This window comes from Thiomicrorhabdus sp. Milos-T2, assembly GCF_000702325.1.
In the GTDB taxonomy this organism is placed as follows: Bacteria; Pseudomonadota; Gammaproteobacteria; order Thiomicrospirales; family Thiomicrospiraceae; genus Thiomicrorhabdus.
This window is the reverse complement of record NZ_KL370892.1, coordinates 378,011-402,596: the sequence shown is the minus strand read 5'-3', so window position 1 is coordinate 402,596 and position 24,586 is coordinate 378,011. Positions and strand designations below refer to the sequence as shown.

General features: G+C 39.3%; 14 protein-coding genes. 10 read left to right on the top strand and 4 right to left on the bottom strand.

What is annotated here, in order from left to right:
• Window positions 1-9 precede the first annotated feature (9 nt).
• Both BS34_RS0111880 and BS34_RS0111875 read right to left on the bottom strand, forming a co-directional pair.
• On the bottom strand, window positions 10-396 hold the full coding sequence (locus BS34_RS0111880; protein WP_029408723.1) for a response regulator: 387 nt from the start codon (window positions 394-396) through the stop codon (window positions 10-12).
• Window positions 397-459: 63 nt separating this feature from the next.
• On the bottom strand, window positions 460-2,700 hold the full coding sequence (locus BS34_RS0111875) for a PAS domain S-box protein (RefSeq protein ID WP_051640886.1): 2,241 nt from the start codon (window positions 2,698-2,700) through the stop codon (window positions 460-462).
• Window positions 2,701-3,076: 376 nt separating this feature from the next.
• Between BS34_RS0111875 and cmoA the strand changes: the two genes are divergently transcribed.
• The 5 genes from cmoA (at window position 3,077) to BS34_RS12770 (ending at window position 12,271) form a co-directional block, all read left to right on the top strand.
• A complete protein-coding gene (cmoA, locus tag BS34_RS0111870) occupies window positions 3,077-3,814 on the top strand; it encodes a carboxy-S-adenosyl-L-methionine synthase CmoA (RefSeq protein WP_029408721.1) in 738 nt (245 codons plus the stop codon).
• Between the two features lie 358 nt (window positions 3,815-4,172).
• Window positions 4,173-5,165, top strand: a complete 993-nt coding sequence (cmoB, locus tag BS34_RS0111865) for a tRNA 5-methoxyuridine(34)/uridine 5-oxyacetic acid(34) synthase CmoB (protein ID WP_029408720.1) — start codon at window positions 4,173-4,175, stop codon at window positions 5,163-5,165.
• An 832-nt stretch (window positions 5,166-5,997) separates the two neighbouring features.
• Complete coding sequence (locus BS34_RS0111860; RefSeq protein ID WP_029408719.1) at window positions 5,998-7,140, top strand: sensor domain-containing diguanylate cyclase; 1,143 nt, start codon at window positions 5,998-6,000, stop codon at window positions 7,138-7,140.
• Between the two features lie 14 nt (window positions 7,141-7,154).
• Window positions 7,155-8,225 carry an ABC transporter substrate-binding protein gene (locus BS34_RS0111855; protein WP_029408718.1) on the top strand — a complete coding sequence of 357 codons (1,071 nt, stop codon included), beginning with the start codon at window positions 7,155-7,157 and terminating at the stop codon, window positions 8,223-8,225.
• A 41-nt stretch (window positions 8,226-8,266) separates the two neighbouring features.
• The gene (locus tag BS34_RS12770) at window positions 8,267-12,271 is read left to right on the top strand and encodes an EAL domain-containing protein (protein ID WP_158661018.1); all 4,005 of its coding nucleotides are present in this window, start codon (window positions 8,267-8,269) and stop codon (window positions 12,269-12,271) included.
• 605 nt (window positions 12,272-12,876) lie between these two features.
• On the opposite strand, the gene BS34_RS0111845 is transcribed toward BS34_RS12770, so the two are convergent.
• Window positions 12,877-13,992 carry a pyridoxal-phosphate-dependent aminotransferase family protein gene (locus tag BS34_RS0111845; protein WP_029408716.1) on the bottom strand — a complete coding sequence of 372 codons (1,116 nt, stop codon included), beginning with the start codon at window positions 13,990-13,992 and terminating at the stop codon, window positions 12,877-12,879.
• A 101-nt stretch (window positions 13,993-14,093) separates the two neighbouring features.
• On the opposite strand from BS34_RS0111845, the gene BS34_RS0111840 reads away from it, so the two are divergent.
• The 4 genes from BS34_RS0111840 to BS34_RS0111825 all read left to right on the top strand — a co-directional run bounded on the left by BS34_RS0111840 (window position 14,094) and on the right by BS34_RS0111825 (window position 19,631).
• A complete protein-coding gene (locus BS34_RS0111840; protein ID WP_029408715.1) occupies window positions 14,094-15,530 on the top strand; it encodes an FAD-linked oxidase C-terminal domain-containing protein in 1,437 nt (478 codons plus the stop codon).
• A complete protein-coding gene (locus BS34_RS12395; protein WP_051640884.1) occupies window positions 15,530-16,504 on the top strand; it encodes an FAD-binding protein in 975 nt (324 codons plus the stop codon). The genes BS34_RS0111840 and BS34_RS12395 overlap by 1 nt, the downstream gene beginning before the upstream one ends.
• Window positions 16,505-16,519: 15 nt before the next feature.
• Complete coding sequence (gene glcF / locus BS34_RS0111830) at window positions 16,520-17,731, top strand: glycolate oxidase subunit GlcF (RefSeq protein WP_029408713.1); 1,212 nt, start codon at window positions 16,520-16,522, stop codon at window positions 17,729-17,731.
• A gap of 220 nt (window positions 17,732-17,951) precedes the next feature.
• Window positions 17,952-19,631, top strand: a complete 1,680-nt coding sequence (locus tag BS34_RS0111825; protein ID WP_029408712.1) for a formate--tetrahydrofolate ligase — start codon at window positions 17,952-17,954, stop codon at window positions 19,629-19,631.
• An 84-nt stretch (window positions 19,632-19,715) separates the two neighbouring features.
• Here the strand turns inward: BS34_RS0111825 and BS34_RS0111820 are convergent, their stop codons facing one another.
• Entirely contained in the window at window positions 19,716-20,870 is a 1,155-nt protein-coding gene (locus BS34_RS0111820) for an IS4 family transposase (protein ID WP_051640610.1), read from the bottom strand.
• Between the two features lie 571 nt (window positions 20,871-21,441).
• On the opposite strand from BS34_RS0111820, the gene BS34_RS0111815 reads away from it, so the two are divergent.
• Window positions 21,442-24,441: a methyl-accepting chemotaxis protein gene (locus BS34_RS0111815; protein ID WP_029408711.1), complete on the top strand. Its 3,000-nt coding sequence runs from the start codon at window positions 21,442-21,444 to the stop codon at window positions 24,439-24,441.
• Window positions 24,442-24,586: the final 145 nt, after the last annotated feature.

Here is a 24,586-nt window from a genome sequence, read left to right as displayed (position 1 = left end):
GGTTCTCTTTTAACTTACCGCTCTTTGCCACAAAGCTTTAACATTCTCAGGTAAAGTCATAGGGTCAAAAGGTTTAGGAATCACATCAATCGCACCTAAGGCTTTATAGTTCTCAACTTCCTGTTGCTGTACTTTAGCCGTCATAAAAATAACTGGGGTATTTTTTAAGCTAGGGATTTTACGAATTTCTTGCAATGCGGTTGGTCCATCCATGGTTGGCATCATGACATCAAGCAAAATCAAATCTGGGGCAAACTCTTCAGCCGCCTCTACTGCTTGCTGTCCGTTTTGACATAACTTTAAGGTATACCCACCCATCATCTCTAAAGCCATTTGGGCAATCGATTGAATATCTGGTTCATCTTCTGCATAGAGTATCTTTTGAAGCTCTGCCATTTCACTATCCTTTAAAACTATTTAACGTGACTTAAATCAATCTGCATCATTTATTAATTATTATTAATTATTTTTAGTCACAATTTTTTCAATCTTTTCGACTAATTCGTTATTGGTTGTTCTAGATTTCACCAGCGTCTCTGCCACCGGCATTTTCTGGTTAATCTTAATATCATCCGCTGAGAAAATGACCACCTCTGGAGTTTTTGAAAGCGTTCTAATATATTCAATTAAATCGAGTCCAGAACCATCGGGTAAACCAATATCCAACAACAATAAATCATAGCAATTTTCACTTAGTAACTTTTTAGCTTCCGCTAAAGAACCCGCTTGATTCATTTTAAACTTCTCACCTAATAGCATATCAACGAGTTTACAAATATCCTCGTCATCCTCAACATGTAATATGCTATTTTCTTTTGAAGTAGATAGGTGATTAATACTGTTTTCAATCGCATCTATAAATGCAGACTCATCAATGGGTTTATTGATCCACTCAACAATGCCTGCTAGGGTTTTACCTTCTCTGACCTTGGTTTGATTGGCTTTAGCAGAAACAAACACAATCGGTAAATTATGCTGTTGAGGGTCTTCTCTAAGCTCTTTATACAAATCTACGCCATTTTTTCCCGGAAGCATAATGTCTAACGTCATGGCAACATAGTCATTTTCTTGAAGTAATTTTTTAGCGTCATCCGCGGTGTTTGCGGTATCCGAATCAAACCCGGCTTGTGCTAGCATTAATCGCAATAACGAAGCAATATCGGCTTCATCTTCACAAATTAAGATTCTTTGAGAAGGATTGCCAGTATCCTTAGGAATCGCTATCGATTTTTCAACTACAACCTGTTCAGGTAAATCGATATAAAAAGTGGTTCCTACTCCCAGTTCTGAAACAAACGCAATACGACCATTATGTTTTTCAACCATCGCTTTAGTGATGTTTAAACCTAACCCCGTTCCTCCTATCTGGCGGGTGTCGGAGGAGTCTGCTTGAGTAAACTTGTCAAAAATTTTAGGTTCAAGGGCTTTAGGTATTCCAGGCCCATGATCTGTTACAGAGATACGAATCTGTTGATGGTGGCGAATAGCAGCAATCACAATTTCATCGCCTTCAGGTGCAAATTTAGCCGCATTTGACATAAGATTATTCATCACTTGCATCAAACGATGCTCATCTCCATGAATTTTTGCCCCACTGACTTCATTGTCTAGTACAAATTTAACATTATGTTGATTTGCATAACCATGATTAGACTCAATCGCTTGAGTTAATAAATGTTCTACATCTACCGGTGCAAAATTAAAATCCATTTTTCCTGATTCTAATTTTGAAACATCCAAAATATCGTTAATCAACATCAATAAACGCTCTGTATTATTGTGCGCCATATTAAGTAATTTTTGAGCTTGCTCATTAAACTCACCAGCCATGCCGCCGGTTAAAAGGCCAATAGAACCGCGAATGGAGGTTAAAGGGGTACGCAATTCATGGCTTACCGTAGAAATAAACTCTTCTTTAATTTTTTCAGATTCTTTACGCTCGGTGATATCTCTAACAATTCCAGTAAACAAAATTTCGTCATTCACCACCATTTCACTCACTGATAACTCAAGAGGAAAAACCGTACCATCCTTACGCAATCCTTCTACCTCTCGACCTATACCAATGATTTTTTTCTCTCCAGTTTGTATATGGTGCGCTAGATATCCGTCGTGCTGGTCACGATAGGGGTTTGGCATTAAAATTTTGACGTTTTCACCAATGATTTCATCAGCAGAATAACCAAATATCTTTTCTGCTGCAGGATTAACCGTTTCAACACAACCTTTATGGTTAATCGTAATAATTCCATCTACTACCGTATCCAAAATAGCTTTATTTCGGTTTTGTAAGTCTTTCTGTTTTTTGGTCGCTTCCACTTCTGCAGAGATATCATTTATAACCCCTGTAAACATGATCTCACCAGAAACATTCATTTCTGAAACACTTAATTCAATCGGAAAAATCGAACCATCTTTACGTTGAGCTCTTACCTCTCGACCGATACCAATAACTTTCTTTTCACCGGTATCGTGATAATGCCCTAAGTAGCCATCATGTTCAGAATGGTATGGTTCTGGCATAAGTACTTTTACATTTTGACCTAGAAGTTCAGATGATTCATAACCAAACATCTTTAAAACAGCTGGATTAACCGTTTCAATAATGCCCTTTTTACTAATGGTAATAATTCCATCAGGTACCGTTTCAACAATCGCCCGCATACGTGCGGCACTGTCTTTTAAATGTTGTGTTTCCATAATTCACCGAATGTGGTTTTGCCCAAATCTCAGTCCACTTTGGCCAAAATAATAAATTTAACTTTAAGCTTCATTTTAATACAAATACTCGGGCATTCTGAGGATTATATTTAATAATTCAACATCGACCATTAATAATGGTTATTTTCAATATAAACAACAAGTAACCCTCTTTATCAACACCGTATTTATGCTTAAAAATTAGTAAAAATGTATTCTGCCAAAAGATAATTTCAGCCTCTTAGTCGTAAACCGAGTAAAACTTCAATAAAATAGCACAACCTACTTTAGATAAACATTACCAAAATGTTATAAAGAGGGATGATGATTTAATCTGAAATCTAACATCTAAAACAACTTAACCTTGAGAGTTGATATGCTAAAAACTAGCCAAAAAGACACCATTTATGCCCAAGCACACGAAGCCATTGGTGCCTTTCAGTTTGATGATTCAGTTGTAGCGGTTTTTCCAGATATGATTCAACGCTCAGTACCAGGTTATCAAACCATATTAACCGGCATTGGCGAACTTACTAAAGCCTATGCACAAGCCCATACCAAGCTCTATGATTTAGGTTGTTCATTAGGAGCAGCAGCCTTAACCATGCGTCGCAATATTGCTGTACCCGGCTGTGAAATTGAGGCTATTGATAATTCAGAGGCTATGATTAAACGGGCTGAAGAGTTCTTACACGCCTATCATTCAGATATTCCCGTGAATTTGCACTGTGCCAATATGACTGAGATGCCAATTCAAAACGCGTCAGTAGTCGTGATTAACTTTACTTTACAATTTATTGACCCAGAAGAACGTGATGAACTGATTAAAAAAATTTACCAAGGGCTGCAACCTGGTGGGGTGCTAATTTTGTCTGAAAAAATTCATTTTGAAGACAACAAACTCCAAAATGCCATAGAACATATGCATTTACAGTTTAAACGCGCCAATGGCTACTCTGAATTGGAGATTAGTCAAAAACGCAGCTCTTTAGAAAATGTGCTCATATCTGATACAGAAGCAGAACATATACAACGTTTAAACAATGCCGGCTTTACCTCAGCAGGCATATGGTTTCAGGCATATAACTTTGCCTCTTTTTTGGCGGTTAAATAGAAACTATTAAAAACAGAACCTTAACCACAAAGACACGAAGTCGCGAAGGTTTTTAAGTTACCAGGCCTGTAAAATCATAAAAACCATACATACCAGTCAAACCAAAAACCGTCACCCTCTGGCTTGACCAGGGGATCTTTTCCAGACAAACGAGATTATCGGCTCAAGCCCGATAATGACAGGGTTGTATTTTAGGTTCAAAACACACTTACCCTCTACTCACAAAGTTTAGTTTGCCACAGGGCATACCAGGCCTGTAAACCATTATTTCTTCATGCCTTCGTGACTTCGTGGTTCAATCTCTCAGTTGTTCGATATAATAGTCGCTCAGTACAAATATTAACAAACAAGGTTTCACGTGAAGCAGCATTACGATACATTTTGGGAAAAATTGGAAGACGAACGTTTTAATGAATGGAAAGCGCAACTTCCAGAGTTAATTAACACCGCATTGCATCCGGAAGGTAATGGTAATTTACCGCGCTGGTTAGATGGCTTAGAGCGTGTTCGTTCTTTTACCGGTAACACCCAATTTGATTTGAACCAGTCTGCCATTACCGTTTCCCAAAATAGTCCTTTGAATGAAGCTGAAAAACTTGAGCTAGAAGATGCCTTACGAGTGTTTCATCCTTGGCGTAAAGGGCCTTTTTCAATTCACCATATTTTTATTGATACCGAATGGCACTCAGACTGGAAGTGGGATCGTGTTCGCCCCCATTTAGCCAATTTAAAAGGTCGTAAAGTATTAGATATTGGGTGTGGTAGTGGTTATCACCTATGGAGAATGGCGGGTGAAGACACTGAACTCGCCGTAGGCGTTGACCCTAGCTTACTGTTTATGAATCAATTTTTAGTACTCAAACACTTTATTGGTGAAACCGTCCCCGCCTATTTCTTACCACTGACTTTAGAACAACTGCCTGTTGCTAAAAAAGGTGGTGCATTTGATACGGTATTTTCTATGGGGGTTTTGTATCACCGTCGTTCGCCGATTGACCATATTTATGAGCTAAAAAATCAACTTTTACCTGGCGGCGAAATGGTTTTAGAAACCATTGTCGTACCCGAAGAATACGGCCAATTATTAGTGCCTGGTGAGCGTTATGCACAAATGCGAAATGTGTGGTTTTTACCTTCAGTAAAAGAGCTAACTCACTGGTTAGAACGTTGCGGCATGCAAAATGTACGCTGTGTAGATATAGACCAAACCAGCATAAAAGAACAACGCACCACCGATTGGATGACGTGGAACTCGCTAGAAAGCTTTCTAGACCCAGAAGACCACAACAAAACCATAGAAGGCTACCCTGCTCCACTTCGTGCAGTAATGGTATGCAATAAACCTAAATAAACCTAAATAAACCTAAATAAAATCATAGATATTATTTAGCGAAAATTTATCCATTCAACTCAAATTTTAACTTACCAGGCCTGGTAATTTAGGTGTAAAAAATTAAACTTAATCTGACAAGACACCAATTAATTTCTAACCTAACTTGATCAAAATTCATTATTAGATTTGAGTTATTTTCCACTTTTGTGATGCCTAATATTGAAGTTTGGACAAACGCCATAAGTCCCCTTGTAATAAATGGTGCAAGGTTCTTAGTGTAGTGAACGGTAAAAAAACGCTGCTGTTTGAGCGTAGCGAGTTCAGCGTTTTCAGTTCACAAGCTTAGAACTTGCCCATTTATGGAGTGGGGTTTGTTTTTTGGTTACTTATTGCCAAATTGCAAAAAGTAACGGGAAGCCTGAGTGACAAAATTTAAGGCAAAGGCGTAATATTTAAAAAGGCTTCTCAATCGCTGTCGTCGTAAATCTAAGCTTTTACAATTTAGGTTTTTATTCTCTTGATTAAGGGCATTATTTTTTTATAGCGATTAATCTATTTTTTTACCGCAGTATTTGCTAATGTAACTAAATAATTTCTGAGTTTTACTTATTAGGAGAGACCTATGCACGAGAGTATGCTCGAATAAAAATGATTAAAATTCACCCGATTTTTGTTGTACCCCAAGGGTACTTCCGTTGGCCGACAACTTGCGAATAGCTAGCTATTCCCTGCGTTTTCCGCCGCAAACAAAGAACTCGACGCCCGAAGGGGTAAGTCGAGAATCAGGCAAATTTTCCCTCATTTTTCTTTCGCACCTATCTCGTGCAAAGGTCTCTAGGAAATAAATTTCATGACAACCAAACCAAGCAGTGAAAAATTTACCGAAATCTTAGGCCTTATTCTTGGCGCTTTGGTGGTTAGTGTGTTTGCTACCGCACAGCAAGTAGTAGTTTTTGGAGAGGTTAAACTGGCTGGCTATGTTATACCAGTTTTTATAGGCTCGGTTTCTGGCTTTTTTATTGCCAAATGGTTCGCTAAACTCTCTACTGCCAAAAAAGAGATACAAAACTCTCATGAACGCCTAAAACTGGTTTTAGAAGGCTCTGGAATTGGGCTATGGGATTGGTACCCTCACACAGATCAAGTTAACTTTAACAAAGAATGGTGCAAACAACTTGGCTATGCTTTAGATGAAATAGAACCCCATTTTAATACTTGGAAAAACCTAGTACATCCCGATGATTTAGCGCAATGTTCTGTTGATATTCAAAATCATATTGATGGTAAAACTGAGCTTTACCAAAATATCCATCGTATGCAGCACAAAGATGGGCATTGGGTTTTCATCCTGGCTCGAGGTCAAATCATAGAACGTGATAACAACGGAAAACCTTTTCGATTCACCGGCACTCATAACGATATCACTCACCTTAAAGAGGTAGAACATAACCTCGAAGAATCTAATCAAAAGCTGAAACAGCTCTCTTTAGTTGATGGTCTTACTGGGTTACACAATCGAAGGGCCATGAATGAACGCTTAATTCAAGAATGGGGTCACTGGAAACGAGAAAAAAACCCTGTTAGCATACTTTTGATTGATGTCGATTTTTTTAAAAAATTTAACGATAATTATGGCCACCTTAAGGGTGATGCATGTTTAAAACAAATCGCCCAAATTTTAGAACATAACGCCAAGCGAACGAATGACATTGCGGTACGTTTTGGGGGTGAAGAATTTTTAATCATTCTTGCCGGTACCACTCGTTCTGAAGCGCTCATTATTGCAGAAAACATTCATAATGATATTACTCGTTTAGCCATTCCACATAAAGATTCTGAGGTTGGCAATTTAGTGACGGTATCCATTGGGGTAAATGGTTGTGATGATACACAAGACTGTCCCTCCTTTAATTCCATCATTGAAGGCGCCGATATTGCCCTTTATAAAGCCAAAGAATCCGGAAGACACAAAACCTGTTTGTACAATGCATAATTATCCGAGCACCTATGTCAGTAAATATTGCTATGTCAGTAAATAGATTAGTAAAGATTTTTTCTAAGTTCGTTTTATCTATACCTTTATTGGCTAACCCCCTATTCTCTAAACCTTTATTAGCTATCACTTCATTCGTTAAATCATTAATCAAACCACTTGCGGTTTTGACACTCTTAACGATGCTGACTCCATTAATAACCAGTTGCGAAAAAGCACAACCTTTAAACATAGCTTATCACTCATGGATAGGTTACCAATTTCCTTTTTTAAGTGATCAAACCTCCGACGATTCCATGTTGCATTATCGCCAAACCGCTGATTCTGCCGAATCTATGCAATTACTTAAATCAAAGCAAGTGGATGCCGCTTATTTAACGCTTGATGAAGTCTTGCGCATGCAAGACCAGGGGGTTGATTTAACCGTTGTATTAATCGCAGATATTTCTGCTGGAGCAGATATTGTTTTAGGACAATCTAATATTACAAACGCTCAAGAAATCAAAAACAAAACCATTGGCTATGAAGCAAATGCCCTTGGTGAGTTTATGCTTTATCACTTTTTAAAAAAGTACCAATTAACCAAAAGTGACGTTAACCTCGTTAATATAGATGTGAAAAACTCAATTAGCGCCTTTAAAAATAAGCAAATAGATATTGTCATTAGTTACTACCCTATTGCACAACAGCTCATAAAGCTTAATGCCGTTACCTTATTTGACAGCCAAGAAATTCCAGACACCATCGTAGATGTACTGGCGATTAGAAACCAAATAAGTGACCAAAAACACCACCAAATATTAGACGCTGTTAAAAAACACTTTAACGGAGTAAACTACTTAAACATTAACTATGAAGATGGTAAATATCAATTAGCCTCTCTATTAGATACTAATGCGCAAGAAATTGACTACAGTTTAAGTCATCTTATATTGCCTTCAGAACAAGCTAATTACCGATTACTTAATGACAAAGCAGCGATTAAAAAAGTTCTTACCGAACTGACACAACAAATGAAAGCAACGGGCTTAATTCATAACTTATCCAATAAAAAACCCATTTTTACCGATGAGTTTATTCAATAAGGCCTATAGATATACGCATGAATATATGCATGAAAAAACGCATGAATAAACAATTGAAAAGCCTATTATTATTACTCTCTTGGTTAAGTTTAATCTGTGCCAGCTCGGCCAATGCAAACCAAACCTTAACCTTAGGCGTCTATCAATATCAATCCAAAGAATCAGTCACTAATCAATATACACCGCTTGCCAAATACTTATCTGACGCACTGCCTGGCTATAACGTAGCGCTTAAAGTTTATACCTCTGAAGAAATAATTAAGGCCGTTCATCGCAAAGAAGTGGATTTATTATTCGTTAATCCCAATCTATATGAAGTGGTGCGCCAAGAAGTTCTTTTAAACGGCGTTACCGCTACTCAACAAAAAATTTATAACGGGCAAGCTTTAGCCAGTTTAGGCGGGGTTATTTTTAGCCAAAAACAGAGCGGTATTAACACCCTGCAAGATTTAGTAGGCAAAACGGTTGCCATACCTACCTTTAATAACACTGGAGCTTACCGTGTTCCGCTTTATGAGGTTTACAAAGCCGGTATCAATTATAAAAAAATTAAATTCACTGAAGTTCAAAATAATGATTCGGTTGTTCAAGCCGTTTTATCCGGAAAAGCTCAGGCAGGGTTTGTACGCACCGGGATTCTTGAAAGTTGGTTAAAAAACCATCATTTAGCGATTGATGATTTGCATATTATTAACCAGCAAAAAAACCGGGCCTTTCCGCAACTTCTTTCTACCCGCCTTGTACCAGAATGGCCATTTCTTATTTTGCCAGGCCTGGATGACAACCTAAAACGCGATATTGTTGTTGCTCTATTTTCCCTTAGAGAAAATGACCCCGCTGCAAAAAAAGCCGGTATTGCAGGTTTTGTAGCGCCTTTAGATTACAAACCTATTGAAGAGATAGTAAGAGAATTAAAACTGCCTCCTTATGATATTCCCGAAACCATTACAACCACTGAACTATGGCATCAATATAAGTGGGCTATTCTGTGTATCATGTTCGCTTTAATCATTCTGCTTAGCTTTTGGCTGCGTTCTGAAAAACAACGCAAAACCATATTTGACCAGGAGCAAAGCTTATTACATCAAGCAAAAATTGACGAACTGCTTTTAAAACTACCTAAATTTGCTGAAACGCATAGCGAAGCAGAAGTCATGCAGTACGCTATGGAAAATATAGAAACATTAACCCATAGCCCCATCAGTTTTATCCACTTATTTGATGCTAAAAAAGAACAAATTGAGCTGGTTATATGGTCGCATGAAACCTTAAAAAACTATTGTCATGTAGAAAACTATGAGCCTCATTACCCTTTACAGTCCGCTGGTGTTTGGGCAGATGCCGCTCGTCAAAAGAAAGTAGTCGTTATTAATGACTATAACAACTATCCACATAAAAAAGGCTTGCCAGAAGGACACGCTACTTTATCAAGAATGATTTCTATTCCTGTAATAGATGAAGGAGAGGTGGTACTGCTCGCTGGAATAGGGAATAAAGCCAGCGATTATGTTAAAAGTGATATTGATACGTGTCAATTAGTTTGCAATGAACTTTGGAGATTAATGAAAAGCGACCGTTATCTTAAAAGCATTCGTCAACATCAAACTCAATACGCACGCTTGTTAAATGATTTAGGTAAAGATTATTTTGTGTTTTCACACAATGGCCTAGAAGGTGTTTTACTGTTTGTTTCTGAGGGTGTACAAGAAATCATGGAGTTTAAGCCAGACGAAGTCTTGAATAGGCCTTGGTTTGAAAAAGTGGAATGGGACAAAGATTCAATTGAGATTGGCTTACAATCTATTTCGGCTATTGTTAATAAAGATGTGACTGAAAATGACGTTAATTTATCGTTTATCACCCCCTCGGGCAAACATAAAACCCTTTATATACAACATCATGGGGTGTTTGAAGGAGGTAAACTCATCTCTATTGATGGGTTAGTGACCGATATTACCGATAAAATCGCTAGTCAAAATAACCTAAAACAAGCAGATACGGTTTTTACATCTGCCAATGAAGGCATTTTAATTTGCGATAAAAACAACCATATTTTGCGGGCTAATCAACGTGTATTTGACATCACTGGCTACAGCCAAGAAGAGCTCATTGGCTTTAACCCCAGAATATTTAGCTCTGGGCATCAAGATCATGCGTTTTACAAAAAAATGTGGCATGCCTTGTTAAAAAATGGTCTGTGGGAAGGTGAGATATGGAACCGTCGTAAAAACGGAGAACTTTATCCCCAAAGCATTAAAATCAGTACCGTTTGCAGTGAAAACCAAGAACCTCAATATTTTATTGCCCTTTTTTCTGATATTACTTACCAAAAAGAGCACGAATTACAGTTAGAAAAAATGGCGCATTACGACGCCCTGACTAAGTTACCTAATCGTTTTTTACTATCTGACCGAATTACCCAAGCGATTTCAAGGGTGCAGCGTAGTTCTGAAATGTTGGCGGTCATGTTTATTGACTTAGATGGCTTTAAACAAGTAAACGACCATTATGGGCATCAAGCCGGTGATTTTTTATTGCAAACGCTTGCTGCACGTTTTTCTGATACCGTACGAGAAAAAGATACCGTATCCCGCATTGGGGGCGACGAATTTATTGTCTTAGTGACTGATATTAAACATTTACAGGAGTTTGCTAAAATTGAAGCTCGTCTGTTAAAAGATGCTGCCGAACCCGTTATCTATGAAGACCATTCACTTGCTATCTCATGCAGTATTGGTGTGGTTTATTATCAAAACCAATATGCCCAAGAAATCGGCTCAGAGCAGTTAATACGCTATGCTGATCAGACCATGTACCAAGCCAAGAACCAGGGTAAAAATCGCATTCAACATTACCCATGGAATAACCTCAAAGGTAAAAATACCTTATTAACCGCATTGCAAAATAATGAATTCGTTCTGTATTTTCAGCCAAAAGTTGATTGTAAAAAGGGCAAAATTCGCTCATTAGAAGCCCTTTTACGCTGGAATCATCCAACAAAAGGTTTACTCGCACCCATTGAGTTTTTAAAACAGATTAACCAGTATGACTTAATGGATGAATTTACAGAATATGTACTAGAACAAAGTGTTAAGGCTTTAAGGTTTTTTAATGACGCCGGCTATGATATTGGAATTAGTCTTAATATTAATGGCACGTTTTTATTAAACCCTAAATTTAATCATCAATTAGTCCATCTTTTTGAGCAAGACCCCGATTTGAAACCGAAAAAGTTAACACTTGAAATTTTAGAAAGCTCAGCCTTATCAGAAGTTCAACGCATTTCTAGCCAAATTAAAACGTTGCAAACTAAAGGGTTTAAGTTTTCTATTGATGATTTTGGTACCGGCCATGCCTCTCTTAACTACCTAAAAAACCTTCCTGTTGACGAGGTAAAAATTGACCAAGAGTTTATCAAAGAGATATTCACTGAAACTAACAGTTTAAGTATTATCGAAGCCATTAAATCTATGGCCGAAGCTTTCAATTTAAGGGTTGTTGCTGAAGGTGCTGAAACCAAGGCCCATGTTCAACTCTTATTGCAGTTAGGTATTAATACTATACAAGGGTATGCTCTTGCAAAACCGATGACAAGAACCGATACCCTAGCCTGGCTAAAAAACCCTAATATAGATGCCACATGGCAAGACTTGTCTGAAGTAACACCTATTAAAAAGCATATTTTAAAAGCACAACTAGCTCATTTAGCTTGGGTAAATAGCATTGAAAATATTATTTTGCATGATGCGCCAATTGAAGATAAAAAAACTCTGTCATCAAGCCATTGTGAATTTGGTCACTGGCTAAAAGCTCAGGGACATGAAATTTTTACTCGTAAAGAGACATTCTCTGAAATTGACTTATTGCACCAACAGCTTCATGAACTTGCTAATCAGGCAATAGAATGCAAATTGGTTAATGATTTGCAAAGTGCAAATAAAGCATTAACCGTGTTAAAAGAAGATAGCCAAACATTTACTCATTTGTTACAAAAAAGCTTACCCAATCAAAATCTACCAGGCCTGGTAGATTTATTTAAAGCATAAAAAAACACCCTATATTTTTAATCCATATAGGGTGTTTCAGTTTTAACTTAAGTTTATTTTAAGTTTGGCTTACGCCTAGTTGTGAAGGTTGTAAATAAAATGTTCTACATTAAGCGCACTACATTAGGCCTAATACATTAGGTGTAAAAAATTAAACTTAATCTGACAAGACAACAGTTAATTACTAACCTAACTTGATAAAAATTCATTATCAGATTTGAGTTATTTTCCACTTTTGTGATGCTTATAATATGGAAGCTTGGGCAAACGCCTTAACTCCCCTTGTAATAAATGGTGCAAAGTTCTTAGCGTAGTGAACGGTAAAAAAACGCTGCTGTTTGAGCGCAGCGAGTTCAGCGTTTTCAGTTCACAAGCTTAGAACTTGCCCATTTATGGAGCGGGGTTTGCTTTTTGGTTACTTTTTTGCCAAATTGCAAAAAGTAACGGGAAGCCTGAGTGACAATATTTAAGGCAAAGGCTAATATTTAAAAAGGCTTCTCAATCGCTGTACTGTGAAGTGACTCCCAGAGTTGGTGTCCCACTTTTGGGGGTCACTTCACTGTCTGATTAAATCTAAGCTTTTACACTACATTAAGCTTTCTACATTACTTACCTAAAACGTCTTTAAGGGCGGCTAAACAAAATAAGACTTTTTCTGGTCTTGCGCTATCACCCATTAGACCAATACGCCAAACTTTACCGGCTAATCCCCCTAAACCAGCACCAATTTCTAGGTTGTAATCGTTTAATAGTTTGCCGCGTACTTCAGCGTCATCAAAACCTTCAGGAATCACTATTGAGTTTAACTGCGGTAAACGCTCGCCTTCTGGGACGACAAAGTTAATACCCATTGGTTCTAGCCCAGCTTTAAGCTGCTGATGTACCGCTGCGTGACGTGCATGAGAGGCTTCTAGGCCTTCTTCTTTTAACATCACTAATGACTCATGCAGAGCATAGAGCGTATTAACCGGTGCAGTATGGTGGTAGGCACGTTTAGCACCTTGCCCCCAATACCCCATCACCAGGTTTAAATCCATAAACCAACTGGGTACTCTAGTTGTACGATTACGCACCTTATCTAAGGCTTTTTCACTGAAACTCACAGGTGATAAACCGGGTACACAAGAGAGACATTTCTGAGTCCCTGAATAAATGGCATCAATTCCCCATGCATCCACTTTTAGCTCAACACCAGCTAAAGAGGTCACCGCATCTACAATGGTTAAACAATCATTGTCTTGCGCAATTTTACAAATCGTTTTAGCATCTGAAAGTGCTCCGGTAGAGGTTTCTGCGTGAACAAATGCGACAATCTTAGCGTCTGGGTTGGCTTTACAAGCTTCTTCTACTTTTGAAGGGGTAACGGCTGTACCCCATTCATCTTCAACCACAATCGCTTCACCGCCAAAACGTTCAATGTTCTCTTTCATGCGGCCACCAAAAACACCATTAATACAAACAATGACTTTGTCACCCGGCTCAACAAGGTTTACAAAACAAGTTTCCATTCCTGCTGAACCTGGAGCAGAAACAGGCATAGTTAGTGCATTTTCTGTCTGAAAAGCGTATTTTAGTAGTTCTTTGATTTCATCCATCATGCCAACAAACGCTGGGTCAAGGTGACCAATGGTTGGACGAGCCATAGCTGAAAGCACTCTTGGGTGAATATCTGATGGTCCTGGACCCATCAATGTACGAATTGGTGGATTAAAAGATTGCATATTGGGCGCCTTTTTTGAATAATAGGTTTTTAATAAAACTTGATTCAAATCAAGTTTTTCACAATTATAGTGTTAAACCGCAGTGAGATACAAGGTTAAAAATGGATGTTATTCAAGCTTTAGAAGAAGCATTAAACAAAAACTCTATCCTTTCAAGCGAAGAAGCTTGCAGACCTTACGAGTGTGACGGGCTTTCCGCCTATCGTCAAAAGCCCTTAGCGGTTGCGCTTCCAGAAGATATTGATGAGGTTAAACAAGTTCTAAAAATTTGTAAGGCTCATGATACTCCGGTCATTACTCGTGGTTCTGGAACAGGGTTAGCAGGTGGAACCTTGCCCCTAGAGAACAGCGTAATCCTAGGGCTATCAAAACTCAACAAAATTATTCATGTTGATCCTTTGCAAAGAACCGCCATTGTGCAACCGGGTGTTAGAAACATTCAGGTTTCAGATGCCGCAGCCAAATATAATCTTTATTATGCACCCGATCCGTCCTCACAAGTCGCCTGTTCAATTGGTGGTAATGTAGCCGAGAACTCGGGAGGGGTTCACTGTTTAAAATATGGTTTAACCGTACATAATGTGACCTCATTAACCGTATTAGATATGAATGGCGAAACCATTATTTTTGATGAAAAAGATGATGGCATTGATTTATTAGCACTATTAAATGGTTCAGAAGGCCTATTAGGTGTAATTGTAGAAATCAAGCTCAAGCTAATCCCCAAACCCGAAGCCGCTCAGTTAGTGATGGCCGCCTTTAATTCCGTAAAAGCCTGTGCAGATGCCGTCACCAACGTGTTAAAACAAGGCATTGTTCCAGCAGGTTTAGAGATGATGGATAAGTTCTCGATACAAGCTGCTGAGGATTTTGCTCAAGTGGGTTACCCCGTTGATGCGGCAGCATTACTGCTTTGTGAGGTAGATGGCAGTCACGATCAAGTTAAAGTGGATGCCAAGCGTGTCGCAGATATTTTGACAGAGAACGGTGCTTATGAAATTAGAGTGTCTCAAAATGAAAAAGAACGCATTGAGCTTTGGCAAGGCCGTAAAAATGCCTTTCCAGCCGTTGGGCGCTACTCACCAGATTATTACTGTATGGACGGCACTATCCCACGCAGTCGTTTAGCCTATGTTTTAGAAGAGATTGATCATCTCTCTGAAAAGTACGGTCTTAAAGTGGCCAACGTTTTTCATGCCGGTGACGGTAACTTACACCCTCTTATTATGTACGATGCCAATAAACCCGGTGAACTGGAAGAGACCGAAAAGTTTGGTCAAGAAATTCTTAAACTGTGCGTGGATGTTGGCGGAACCATTACCGGTGAACACGGCGTGGGTGTTGAAAAATTAGACTCTATGTGTCATCAATACCCAGAAGCAGAACTCGAGATTTTTCACGGTATTAAAGCGGTGTTTGATAATTCAGGCTTACTTAATCCCGGTAAGGCGATTCCAACTTTACACCGCTGTGCTGAACTGAGCCATATGCATGTGCACAATAACCAATTACCTCACCCTGAGCTGGAGCGTTTTTAATGTCTATGCAAAGCTCAATTTCTCATTATTCAGATCAAATTAAACAAGCTGTGGTCGATAAACAACTGTTGCAAATTGCCGGTAATCAAAGCAAAGTGCCAGTTGATGACGATGCACAGCTGCTCTCTATTTCTGACCATAGTGGCATTGTCAGCTATGACCCCGCTGAGTTAGTGGTCACCGTAAAAGCGGGTACTAAACTCTCAGAACTCAGTGCCGTTTTAGCTGAAAATAACCAAATGTTAGGTTTTGAACCGCCTGAATATGGAAATTCCACCATTGGCGGCACCTACGCTTGCTCGCTAACGGGGCCTTCTCGCCCTTTTAGAGGAGGCTTACGTGATTTTGTTTTAGGTACACAATTAATTGATGGCCAAGGCCGTGAAATGCGTTTTGGCGGTAAAATGCTAAAAAACGTCGCCGGTTATGATGTCTCGAGAATGTTATGTGGTTCAAAAGGCTCTTTGGCTCTTGTCACCGAATTAAGCTTAAAAGTCTTACCACTGTTAGAAGAAAAAACCTACTGTATTCCGATGCCCGAAGGGGAAGCGATTTTACTGATGAATAAAATGCAAGGAACGTCTTTACCCTTGACTGGCTGCGCCTATTTTGAAGGTCAATTTTATTATCGCGTAGCAGGTGAACACCCTACTCAAGACAATCGTGTTGAAGTCAGCGCCTGTTCTAATGCGGTTTGGAAAACCTTAAACCCTTTTCAACCGACCTTAGCACCCGGTGAAAAACTGTGGCGTTTAGATGTAGAAAGCACTAACCCCGCCATAGAAAATACCATTGCCGTGGGAATGGGCGGCACACGTCGTTGGGTGGCCAGTAAAAACAAACCGAATCACCCTTATGTGACCTTATGGCAATCACGTTTTGCACCACGAAACAATGATAAACCCTGTGTTCAAAAGATTAAAGCAGGTTTAAAAGAGGTATTTGACCCTCATCACATTTTTAAAGATTTATAAGCGACCTGTTTAACTATGCAAACTCAACTACCAAAAGACTTACTTGCGACCGAAACCGGTCAAACTGCCGATAAAATTTTACGTTCTTGCGTACATTGCGGTTTTTGCCTCTCTGCTTGCCCAACTTATGGCTTATTAGGCGATGAACTGGATTCCCCTCGCGGACGAATTTATCTCATAAAAAGCGTTTTAGAAGGCAATGAAGTGGGTTCAGATACCTTAAGCCATCTTGACCGCTGTTTAACTTGTCGCTCTTGTGAAACGACTTGCCCATCTGGAGTTGAATATGGTCACCTATTGGATATTGGACGCGAAATGGCGGAAGAGAAAAGTCCACGTAACCCAATACAGCGTTTAGTGCGCTACAGTGTTCGTAAAAGCTTAACCACCCCCTGGTTCTTTAATTTAGTGATAAAGACCATGCCATTTTTACGCCACTCTGAAGCCGTGCAATTTAGTGTGGATGAACTCACGCTTAAGCAAAAATTGCAGGACCAAAAAGAAGCGCTTAAATCGAGTGTATTGCTTATCTCCGGTTGTGTGCAGCCCGCTTTGGCTCCCAATATTAACCAATCCAGCATCAAAGTATTAAATCGTTTGGGGCTCAATGTTTTAGAAACGCCACAACAACAATGTTGTGGTGCAGTCGATCATCACCTATCCGGAAATGAAGACGCTAAAACCAAAATAAAGGCCAATATTGATGCTTGGATTGCTTATTTAGACCAAGGTGTGCAGGCGATTATTTCGAATGCCAGTGGTTGTGGGGTCATGATAAAAGATTACCCTCATCTAATGCGTGAAGACGCTGATTATGCTGAAAAAGCGCAACGTGTTGCCAAACATACCTTTGATATTGCTGAATTTTTAAGCACCCAAGATTTGTCTATTTTTACCCACTATAAAAATCAAAAGGTGACTTTTCATTCGCCTTGTACTTTACAACACGGTCAAAAACTACCAGGCCTGGTAGAAGATATATTGCGCCGATTAGGTTATCGAATCAGTCATGTCAACGATTCACATCTGTGCTGTGGTTCTGCAGGCACTTACTCAATGTTTCAACCTAAGCTATCTAAACAACTGCGTAGTAATAAGTTGGACAACCTATTGGAATCCAACCCTAAAATCATTGTAACTGCTAATATTGGTTGTTTAATGCATTTACAAAAAGGCACTAAAGTGCCGGTTAAACATTGGATTGAACTACTCTATACCGACTCTTGAGTAGTAGAGATAACAACATCAAGCAACAACATTAAGCATCAACATTGAACATAAGCATTAAACATAAGCATTAAATATAGACATCATAACCAGATGTAATCCACTCGTTGAACCCTCAGGCTAAACTAAGCGATAACAATTATAAATTATATGTAGTTTAGGATGTCCTAAGGACCTTAGGGTGATTAAATTATGGTGATTAAATACAGGAACTTCTATCATGTCTGACATCGAAATTGCGCAAAATGCCAAGATGAAACCCATCATTCACTTAGCTGAAGAAAAATTTGGCATCCCAGCTGAGCATTTAGATCCTTATGGGCACTACAAAGCAAAACTTTCACTAGAATATGTCGACAGCCTGTCTCACCAACGCAGTGAAGAAGGTAAATTGATTTTAGTCACCGCCATTAGCCCCACACCAGCGGGAGAGGGTAAAACCACGACCACCGTCGGTTTAGGAGATGCCTTAAACCGGATTGGTAAAAAAACCATTATGTGTCTTCGTGAACCTTCTCTTGGCCCTTGCTTTGGTATGAAAGGGGGCGCAGCCGGTGGCGGTTATGCTCAAGTGGTGCCTATGGAAGATATTAACCTGCACTTTACCGGAGATTTTCATGCCATTGGTGTGGCTCATAATCTACTTTCAGCCATGATTGATAATCACATCAACCACGGAAATGCTTTAGATATTGATCCACGCCGAATTAAATGGAAACGTGTGGTGGATATGAATGACCGTGCTTTGCGTAATATCACCATAGGTCAAGGGGGTCCAGCCAACGGTTATTTGCGTGAAGATGGCTATGACATTGTTGTGGCGTCAGAAGTCATGGCTATTTTATGTTTAGCAACCAATCGTGCCGATTTAAAAGAGCGTTTAGGGCGTATTATCATCGGTTATAAATCTGACCGAGTTACCCCAGTTTATGCCAGTGATTTAAAAGCTCATGGTGCCATGGCTGCGCTATTAAAAGACGCCATTAAACCCAATATTGTGCAGACGTTAGAAAACAACCTTGCCATTGTTCACGGCGGACCTTTTGCGAATATTGCCCACGGTTGTAACTCTGTGACCGCCACCCAAACGGCTTTAAAGTTGGCAGATTATGCGGTAACAGAAGCGGGGTTTGGTGCTGATTTAGGCGCAGAAAAATTCTTAAACATTAAATGTCGTTCGGCAAAATTAGCCCCATCAGCGGTCGTTATTGTGGCGACGGTTCGTGCCTTAAAATTTCATGGTGGCGTTGAACGTGACCATTTAAACCAAGAGAACTTACAGGCCTTAGAAAATGGATTTGAAAACTTAGAACGCCATCTTCATAACGTGACCCAAAACTTTAAATTACCGGCAGTGGTTTGTGTCAATCACTTTACATTTGATACCGATGATGAGACCGCACTTTTAGTCAAAAAAGTCGAAGCTTTAGGTGTGAAATGTATTATTTCTAAACACTGGGCAGAAGGCGGTGCGGGGGCAGAAGAATTAGCACAAGCCGTTGTAGAGATTGCCGAAAACCGTGACCCTGGGTTTGAATACCTTTACCAGCCAGAAATGCCGCTTTGGGACAAAATTGAGACCATTGCCACTAAAATGTATGGCGCAAAGGCCATTACTGCCAGTGCCAAAGTTAAGGCAGAAATTGCCCGAATTCAACCCCAATATGGCAACTTACCGATTTGTATGGCAAAAACGCAAATGTCATTTTCTACCGACCCCATGGCAAAAGGCGCGCCCACTGGTCATATCGTTGAAATTAGTGATATTAAACTAGAAAACGGTGCCGGATTTATTGTGGCCATCGCCGGTAACATGATGACTATGCCAGGCTTACCCAAAGTGCCAACGGCAGAACGTATTGATATTGATGATGCCGGCGTAATTACAGGCCTGTTCTAAAAAATTTAATGCAATTTCGCTCCTGAATCTTTAAACCTACCAGGCCTGGCACTAGTGTCCGGAATAATATTTCAGTACCACAATTCATATACCAGCCTCCCATAGCGGAAGTTGGTATTTCTTAAACTCTTCCCGTTGTTGTTTTCGCCTAAAGTATTCACTCTGCTGAATAGGTCTTTCAAACAACCCATGAGCAAGCCGCCAAAACGTTACTCTCAACGGTTCTGCTGACTTATTTTTCATCTGTTCAAGCTTAATCAATAGATACACAATAAGGGCTGATAGCACTTGGATACGAACAGCATTACTGTTTTGGCCAATGAAGCTTTTGATTTTGAGGTGTTGTTTAATCCATTTAAAAAATAATTCAATTTGCCAGCGTTGCTTGTATAGATGGGCAATCTCTTGAGCTGAACGCTCGAAGTCATTGGTAATCAATACCAATTCACCTTTATTATCGTCACGTTTGACAACAACACGGCGCATCTGGAATTGACCAAGACGTTTTTTCTGGCTTGAACCACTAAACTCAATGCATTGGTCTTCAAGAATATGAGGGGCTTTTTCATCGAGTTCGTAGGATTGTATGACGGTAATTGCCGCTCTTTTTTTCAAACGACAGACCAGCTGGATTTTTTGGTCATTGAGCTTTTTCCACCAGAGGTAGTCTAAGTACCCTTTATCCATCACATAGGTTGAACCTGGTTCTAAATTCCACTCTCGTGCTTGAGTAATATCAGGAATATTGGCCTGTGTGATTTCAAAACAAACAGGGACTTGGTTGGATAGTTCTAGTTGCATATGCAGCTTAAAGCCTGTGACTCGAGAACCTTGTACTGCCCAGTCAAAACCTTTACCGAGCAGTTGAATTGGAGAAGAGTCTATTAGATAGGTAAAAGCGTGGAGTTCTTTTCGTAATTGTCGATTCACACCAGCCATGAGTTGTTGGCAAAGTGCTTGGTAGACATCAGCAGAGCGTTTACGGTTTGCTTCAGATAATGTGCTGCGTTTCAGCTCTTTTACGCCTAAGTGGTAGTGGTGAGAGGATTGGGCGTTAAACCCTTCAACCAACTGGCGTAATGATTTAGTGCCACTAAGTTGTGCGTACATCATCGCGACTAATTGATTCCAGCTACTAAACCCTTTGGCGTGTTTATCGGTTTGATATTGATGAACAAGTGATTGAAAAGTGGTACGAATGGGTTTTAAAAATTGGGCAAATCGGGTAGAGTTAAACATAGCCGTAATCTCATTGTTTTTGAAGTCTATTTCGTGGTGGAAATACTTCTATCCTAGGAGTTACGGCTTTTTTGTCAAGGCTTTTAATATTTATTCCGGACACTAGTGCCAGGCCTGGTAGGTTTATTTTTTACCCTTTTTATTCGTTCAATCTCTTCCAACAAAACCCACTCAAAACAATAAATTTTAAATTTATCTTATATCTCATCAAGTTATGTACCCAATAGTGGCATTTAGTTTGCTTGCGCATTATTTAATTAAAATCATACTGAGACCTTTGCACGTGATAGGTGCGAAAGAAAAATGAGGGAAAATTTGCCTGATTGCGGCGGAAAACGCAGGGAATAGCTAGCTATTCACAAGTTGTCGCCCAACGGAAGTGCCCTTGGGGTACAACAAAAATCAGGTGAATTTTAACCATTTTTACTCGCGCATACTCTCGTGCAATGGTCTCATACTACATTTAGCCTTTCTTTAAAGATTGCCTTAAAGCTTACTTTGAAAGACGATACAATATTGAAACTATGCAATATAGAAGATACTAGTCTATACCCATTATAGGATTGTAATTATGCGAAATAATCAGCCGGTTACGCAAAAAGAAAAACACTTAAAAGAAGGGTTTCTTATAACTTCTCATACCGACCTTGTTGGTAATATCACCTATGCAAATGAAGCCTTTGTTGAAGCCAGTGGCTATACCCTTGAAGAGTTGATGGGACAACCGCATAATTTGCTGCGCCATCCCGATGTGCCAGAACAAGTCTTTGCAGATTTTTGGGGAACCATTCAGGACGGACGTCCATGGCGTCAAATTGTTAAAAATCGCTGTAAAAATGGGGACCATTACTGGGTTGAAGCCAATGCTACGCCAATGATTGAAAACGATGAAATCGTCGGTTATATGAGTGTAAGAACCCCAGCGACTCGAGAACAAATTACTCAAGCTGAAGCGGCTTATAAAGCGATCGCCGAAAACAAAATTAAGTTACGTAATGGTGAAGTAGATACATTAACACGCCGTTATAACCCGCTAGCTCACTGGCCACCTTTAGTCACCTTAATCCCCTCAGTTTTACTCGCTATTTCTAATGAAGTTTATAGCTTAGTATTTGGCGGTTCAAACTTTCTACTTGAAAACCTAGTCATTTTTATGACCTTGCTCTCTACAACCCATGTCGTTTATTACTTACACCGCATTAAAGGGGCTATCAGTGCCATTGATGAAATTGCCAATAACAACCTAAACGGTCAGATTAATACTCACGGGAATAATACATCGGGAACCATTAATAGACGCATTAAAACCTTACAAATACGCTTGGGTGCTCAAAAGAATGAAGTCATGGTGACTAACCGCCGTTCTACCCGTTTAGAAGCTGGTTTAGATAACCTAAATACCTATATTATGCTTGCGGATCAGGCTGGCACTATTACCTATTACAATGCATCACTAAAAGACTACCTGCGCGAACTTGAGCCTGAAATTCAAAAAGAGATAGCAGACTTTTCTTATGACAAGCTGTTACATAAAAGTGTGGCATGTTTATTTGAAAAAAATCCACATATTATGGAAAGTTTGATTAATTTAAAAGGAGAGGAAACTTTCAAATTTGAGTTTTTTGGTGCCCAGTTACAACTCTTATTAACCCCAATTCAAGACCATGATGGCCATCCTTTAGGGGTAGTCATAGAGTGGCAAGATATTTTCCAAGAGATATTTGTGCAGGACAGTATTGCCACCTTGGTTGATGATGCCAACCACGGTCGCTTACATTCAAGAGTTGATACTGAACAGCTTGAAGGTTTTTATAAAACCTTAGCTGAAGACATTAACAAATTAATGGATGGCTTACAAAACACCTTAAAAGACATCGCAATTTTAATTGGTGGCTTAACAGCTAAAGACCTAACAGTTAAGCCAGAAGGCCATCATGAAGGTCAATATGGCTGGACAATTAAAAACTTAATAGACGGCATCCACTCTTTAAGAGTCTCTTTTTGTAGAGTAAATAATCAAGCTGATGAGGTTACGCAATCAGCCAAACACGTTTCTAAAAGTAACCACGATTTAGCTGAGTCAATTAAACAGCAAAGTCATGAACTTTTTGCCACCTCATCAGCTATGCGACAACTCACTGAAAAGGTCAATGAAACCTCTCAACAAGCAAACTTATCAAATGAACTCGCTTTAAAAACTCAACAAAATGTTGAACAGGGTAATCAGAGCATGAATGAAACCATTCAAGCGATGCATGAGATTAACCAGGTGAGTGAACAAATTACCGGCATTGTTACCTTAATTGACAGTATTGCCTTCCAAACCAATTTACTAGCACTTAATGCGGCCGTTGAAGCAGCTCGTGCGGGTGAACACGGTAGAGGGTTTGCAGTCGTGGCTGGCGAAGTTCGTAACCTCGCACAAAAATCGGCTGAAGCCGCTAAAGATATTAAATCTTTAATTGACACCACTGCCTCTAAGATTGCTGATGGTACTGAAAAAGTGCAAAACACGGGTGAGTCCCTTCAAGAAATTATTCAGCAAGTGCATCAAATGTCAGAAAACATCTCTGGGATTGCAAGCAATGCATTATCACAGTCTCAAGAAATTGATACGGTGAACGAGAACATTAAAAACCTCAATCAAGCAGCAGATCACAATGCTACCTTAGTCATGGAAAACTCTTCTTTAGCGGATTATTTAGGCGATGTTGCCAATAATATGGATGACTTGGTAGGGGCATTTGAATTAGGAGAGTGCTCAGAATCAGAAGCAACCGGTTCTGAACTTAACCATAATGTACCTTTAATTTTAGTGGTTGATGACAATATTTCAAACCTTAAAGTCGCCACCATGTTACTTAAAAAATCTGGCTATGAAACTAAAACGGCATCCAATGGTAGAGAAGCCATTTTGCAGACTGGACGTTATCATCCTGCCGCGATTTTAATGGATATAGAAATGCCTGGAATGGATGGACTTCAAGCCTCTAAAGAACTAAGAAATAGTGGCTTCAAAAATCCAATTCTTGCTTATACAGGTCATTCTGATGAATATATTAATACCGTTGAGAAAGCGGGAATGAATGACATTGTTAAAAAACCGATTAATGCACAAGATGTTGTCAATAAACTGACTTTACAAAATGTAAAACCTAACTTGAAAAATTCAGAAAGTGTTAAGGCCAAGCGTCAAAATATTATTGAAAATTCAAGCAATGCAAAACAGTTCTCAGAAATGATTACTGCCCACTTAGGTTGGAAACTTAAAATTCGTAAATTTATTGATGGAGCCGATATTGGCGTTACCTACGATTCAGCTATTGACCATACCGCTTGTTCGTTAGGTAAATGGTATTATCAAGGAGCTGGTCAACAGCTTATGCATCTGCCTATTATGAAAACCTTAGGTGAAGAACACATGCAAATGCACCAATTAATCAAAGTGATTATGGATGCATTCCACATTGATGATTACGAAACCCTTGAAGCCTCTATTCTAAAAATGGATGCACAAAGTGATAAGGTAGTAGCTTGCCTTAACCAACTGATTGATATGGAAGGCGAATAAACAAACCTTTTAACCACGAAGACACGAAAGCACGAAGATTTCTAATATCTAGAGACCTTTGCACCCAAGGGCATAAACACGAGATAGGTGCGAAAGAAAAATGAGAGAAAATTTGCCTGATTGCGGCGGAAAACGTAGGGAATAG

Bases quoted from the DNA above. Each gene is read 5' to 3' on its own strand.
- BS34_RS0111880 (WP_029408723.1), bottom strand. From the start codon at position 396: ATGGCAGAGCTTCAAAAGATACTCTATGCAGAAGATGAACCAGATATT.
- BS34_RS0111875 (WP_051640886.1), bottom strand. From the start codon at position 2,700: ATGGAAACACAACATTTAAAAGACAGTGCCGCACGTATGCGGGCGATT.
- cmoA (WP_029408721.1), top strand. From the start codon at position 3,077: ATGCTAAAAACTAGCCAAAAAGACACCATTTATGCCCAAGCACACGAA.
- BS34_RS0111860 (WP_029408719.1), top strand. From the start codon at position 5,998: ATGACAACCAAACCAAGCAGTGAAAAATTTACCGAAATCTTAGGCCTT.
- BS34_RS0111855 (WP_029408718.1), top strand. From the start codon at position 7,155: ATGTCAGTAAATATTGCTATGTCAGTAAATAGATTAGTAAAGATTTTT.
- BS34_RS12770 (WP_158661018.1), top strand. From the start codon at position 8,267: ATGAATAAACAATTGAAAAGCCTATTATTATTACTCTCTTGGTTAAGT.
- BS34_RS0111845 (WP_029408716.1), bottom strand. From the start codon at position 13,992: ATGCAATCTTTTAATCCACCAATTCGTACATTGATGGGTCCAGGACCA.
- BS34_RS0111840 (WP_029408715.1), top strand. From the start codon at position 14,094: ATGGATGTTATTCAAGCTTTAGAAGAAGCATTAAACAAAAACTCTATC.
- BS34_RS12395 (WP_051640884.1), top strand. From the start codon at position 15,530: ATGTCTATGCAAAGCTCAATTTCTCATTATTCAGATCAAATTAAACAA.
- glcF (WP_029408713.1), top strand. From the start codon at position 16,520: ATGCAAACTCAACTACCAAAAGACTTACTTGCGACCGAAACCGGTCAA.
- BS34_RS0111825 (WP_029408712.1), top strand. From the start codon at position 17,952: ATGTCTGACATCGAAATTGCGCAAAATGCCAAGATGAAACCCATCATT.
- BS34_RS0111820 (WP_051640610.1), bottom strand. From the start codon at position 20,870: ATGTTTAACTCTACCCGATTTGCCCAATTTTTAAAACCCATTCGTACC.
- BS34_RS0111815 (WP_029408711.1), top strand. From the start codon at position 21,442: ATGCGAAATAATCAGCCGGTTACGCAAAAAGAAAAACACTTAAAAGAA.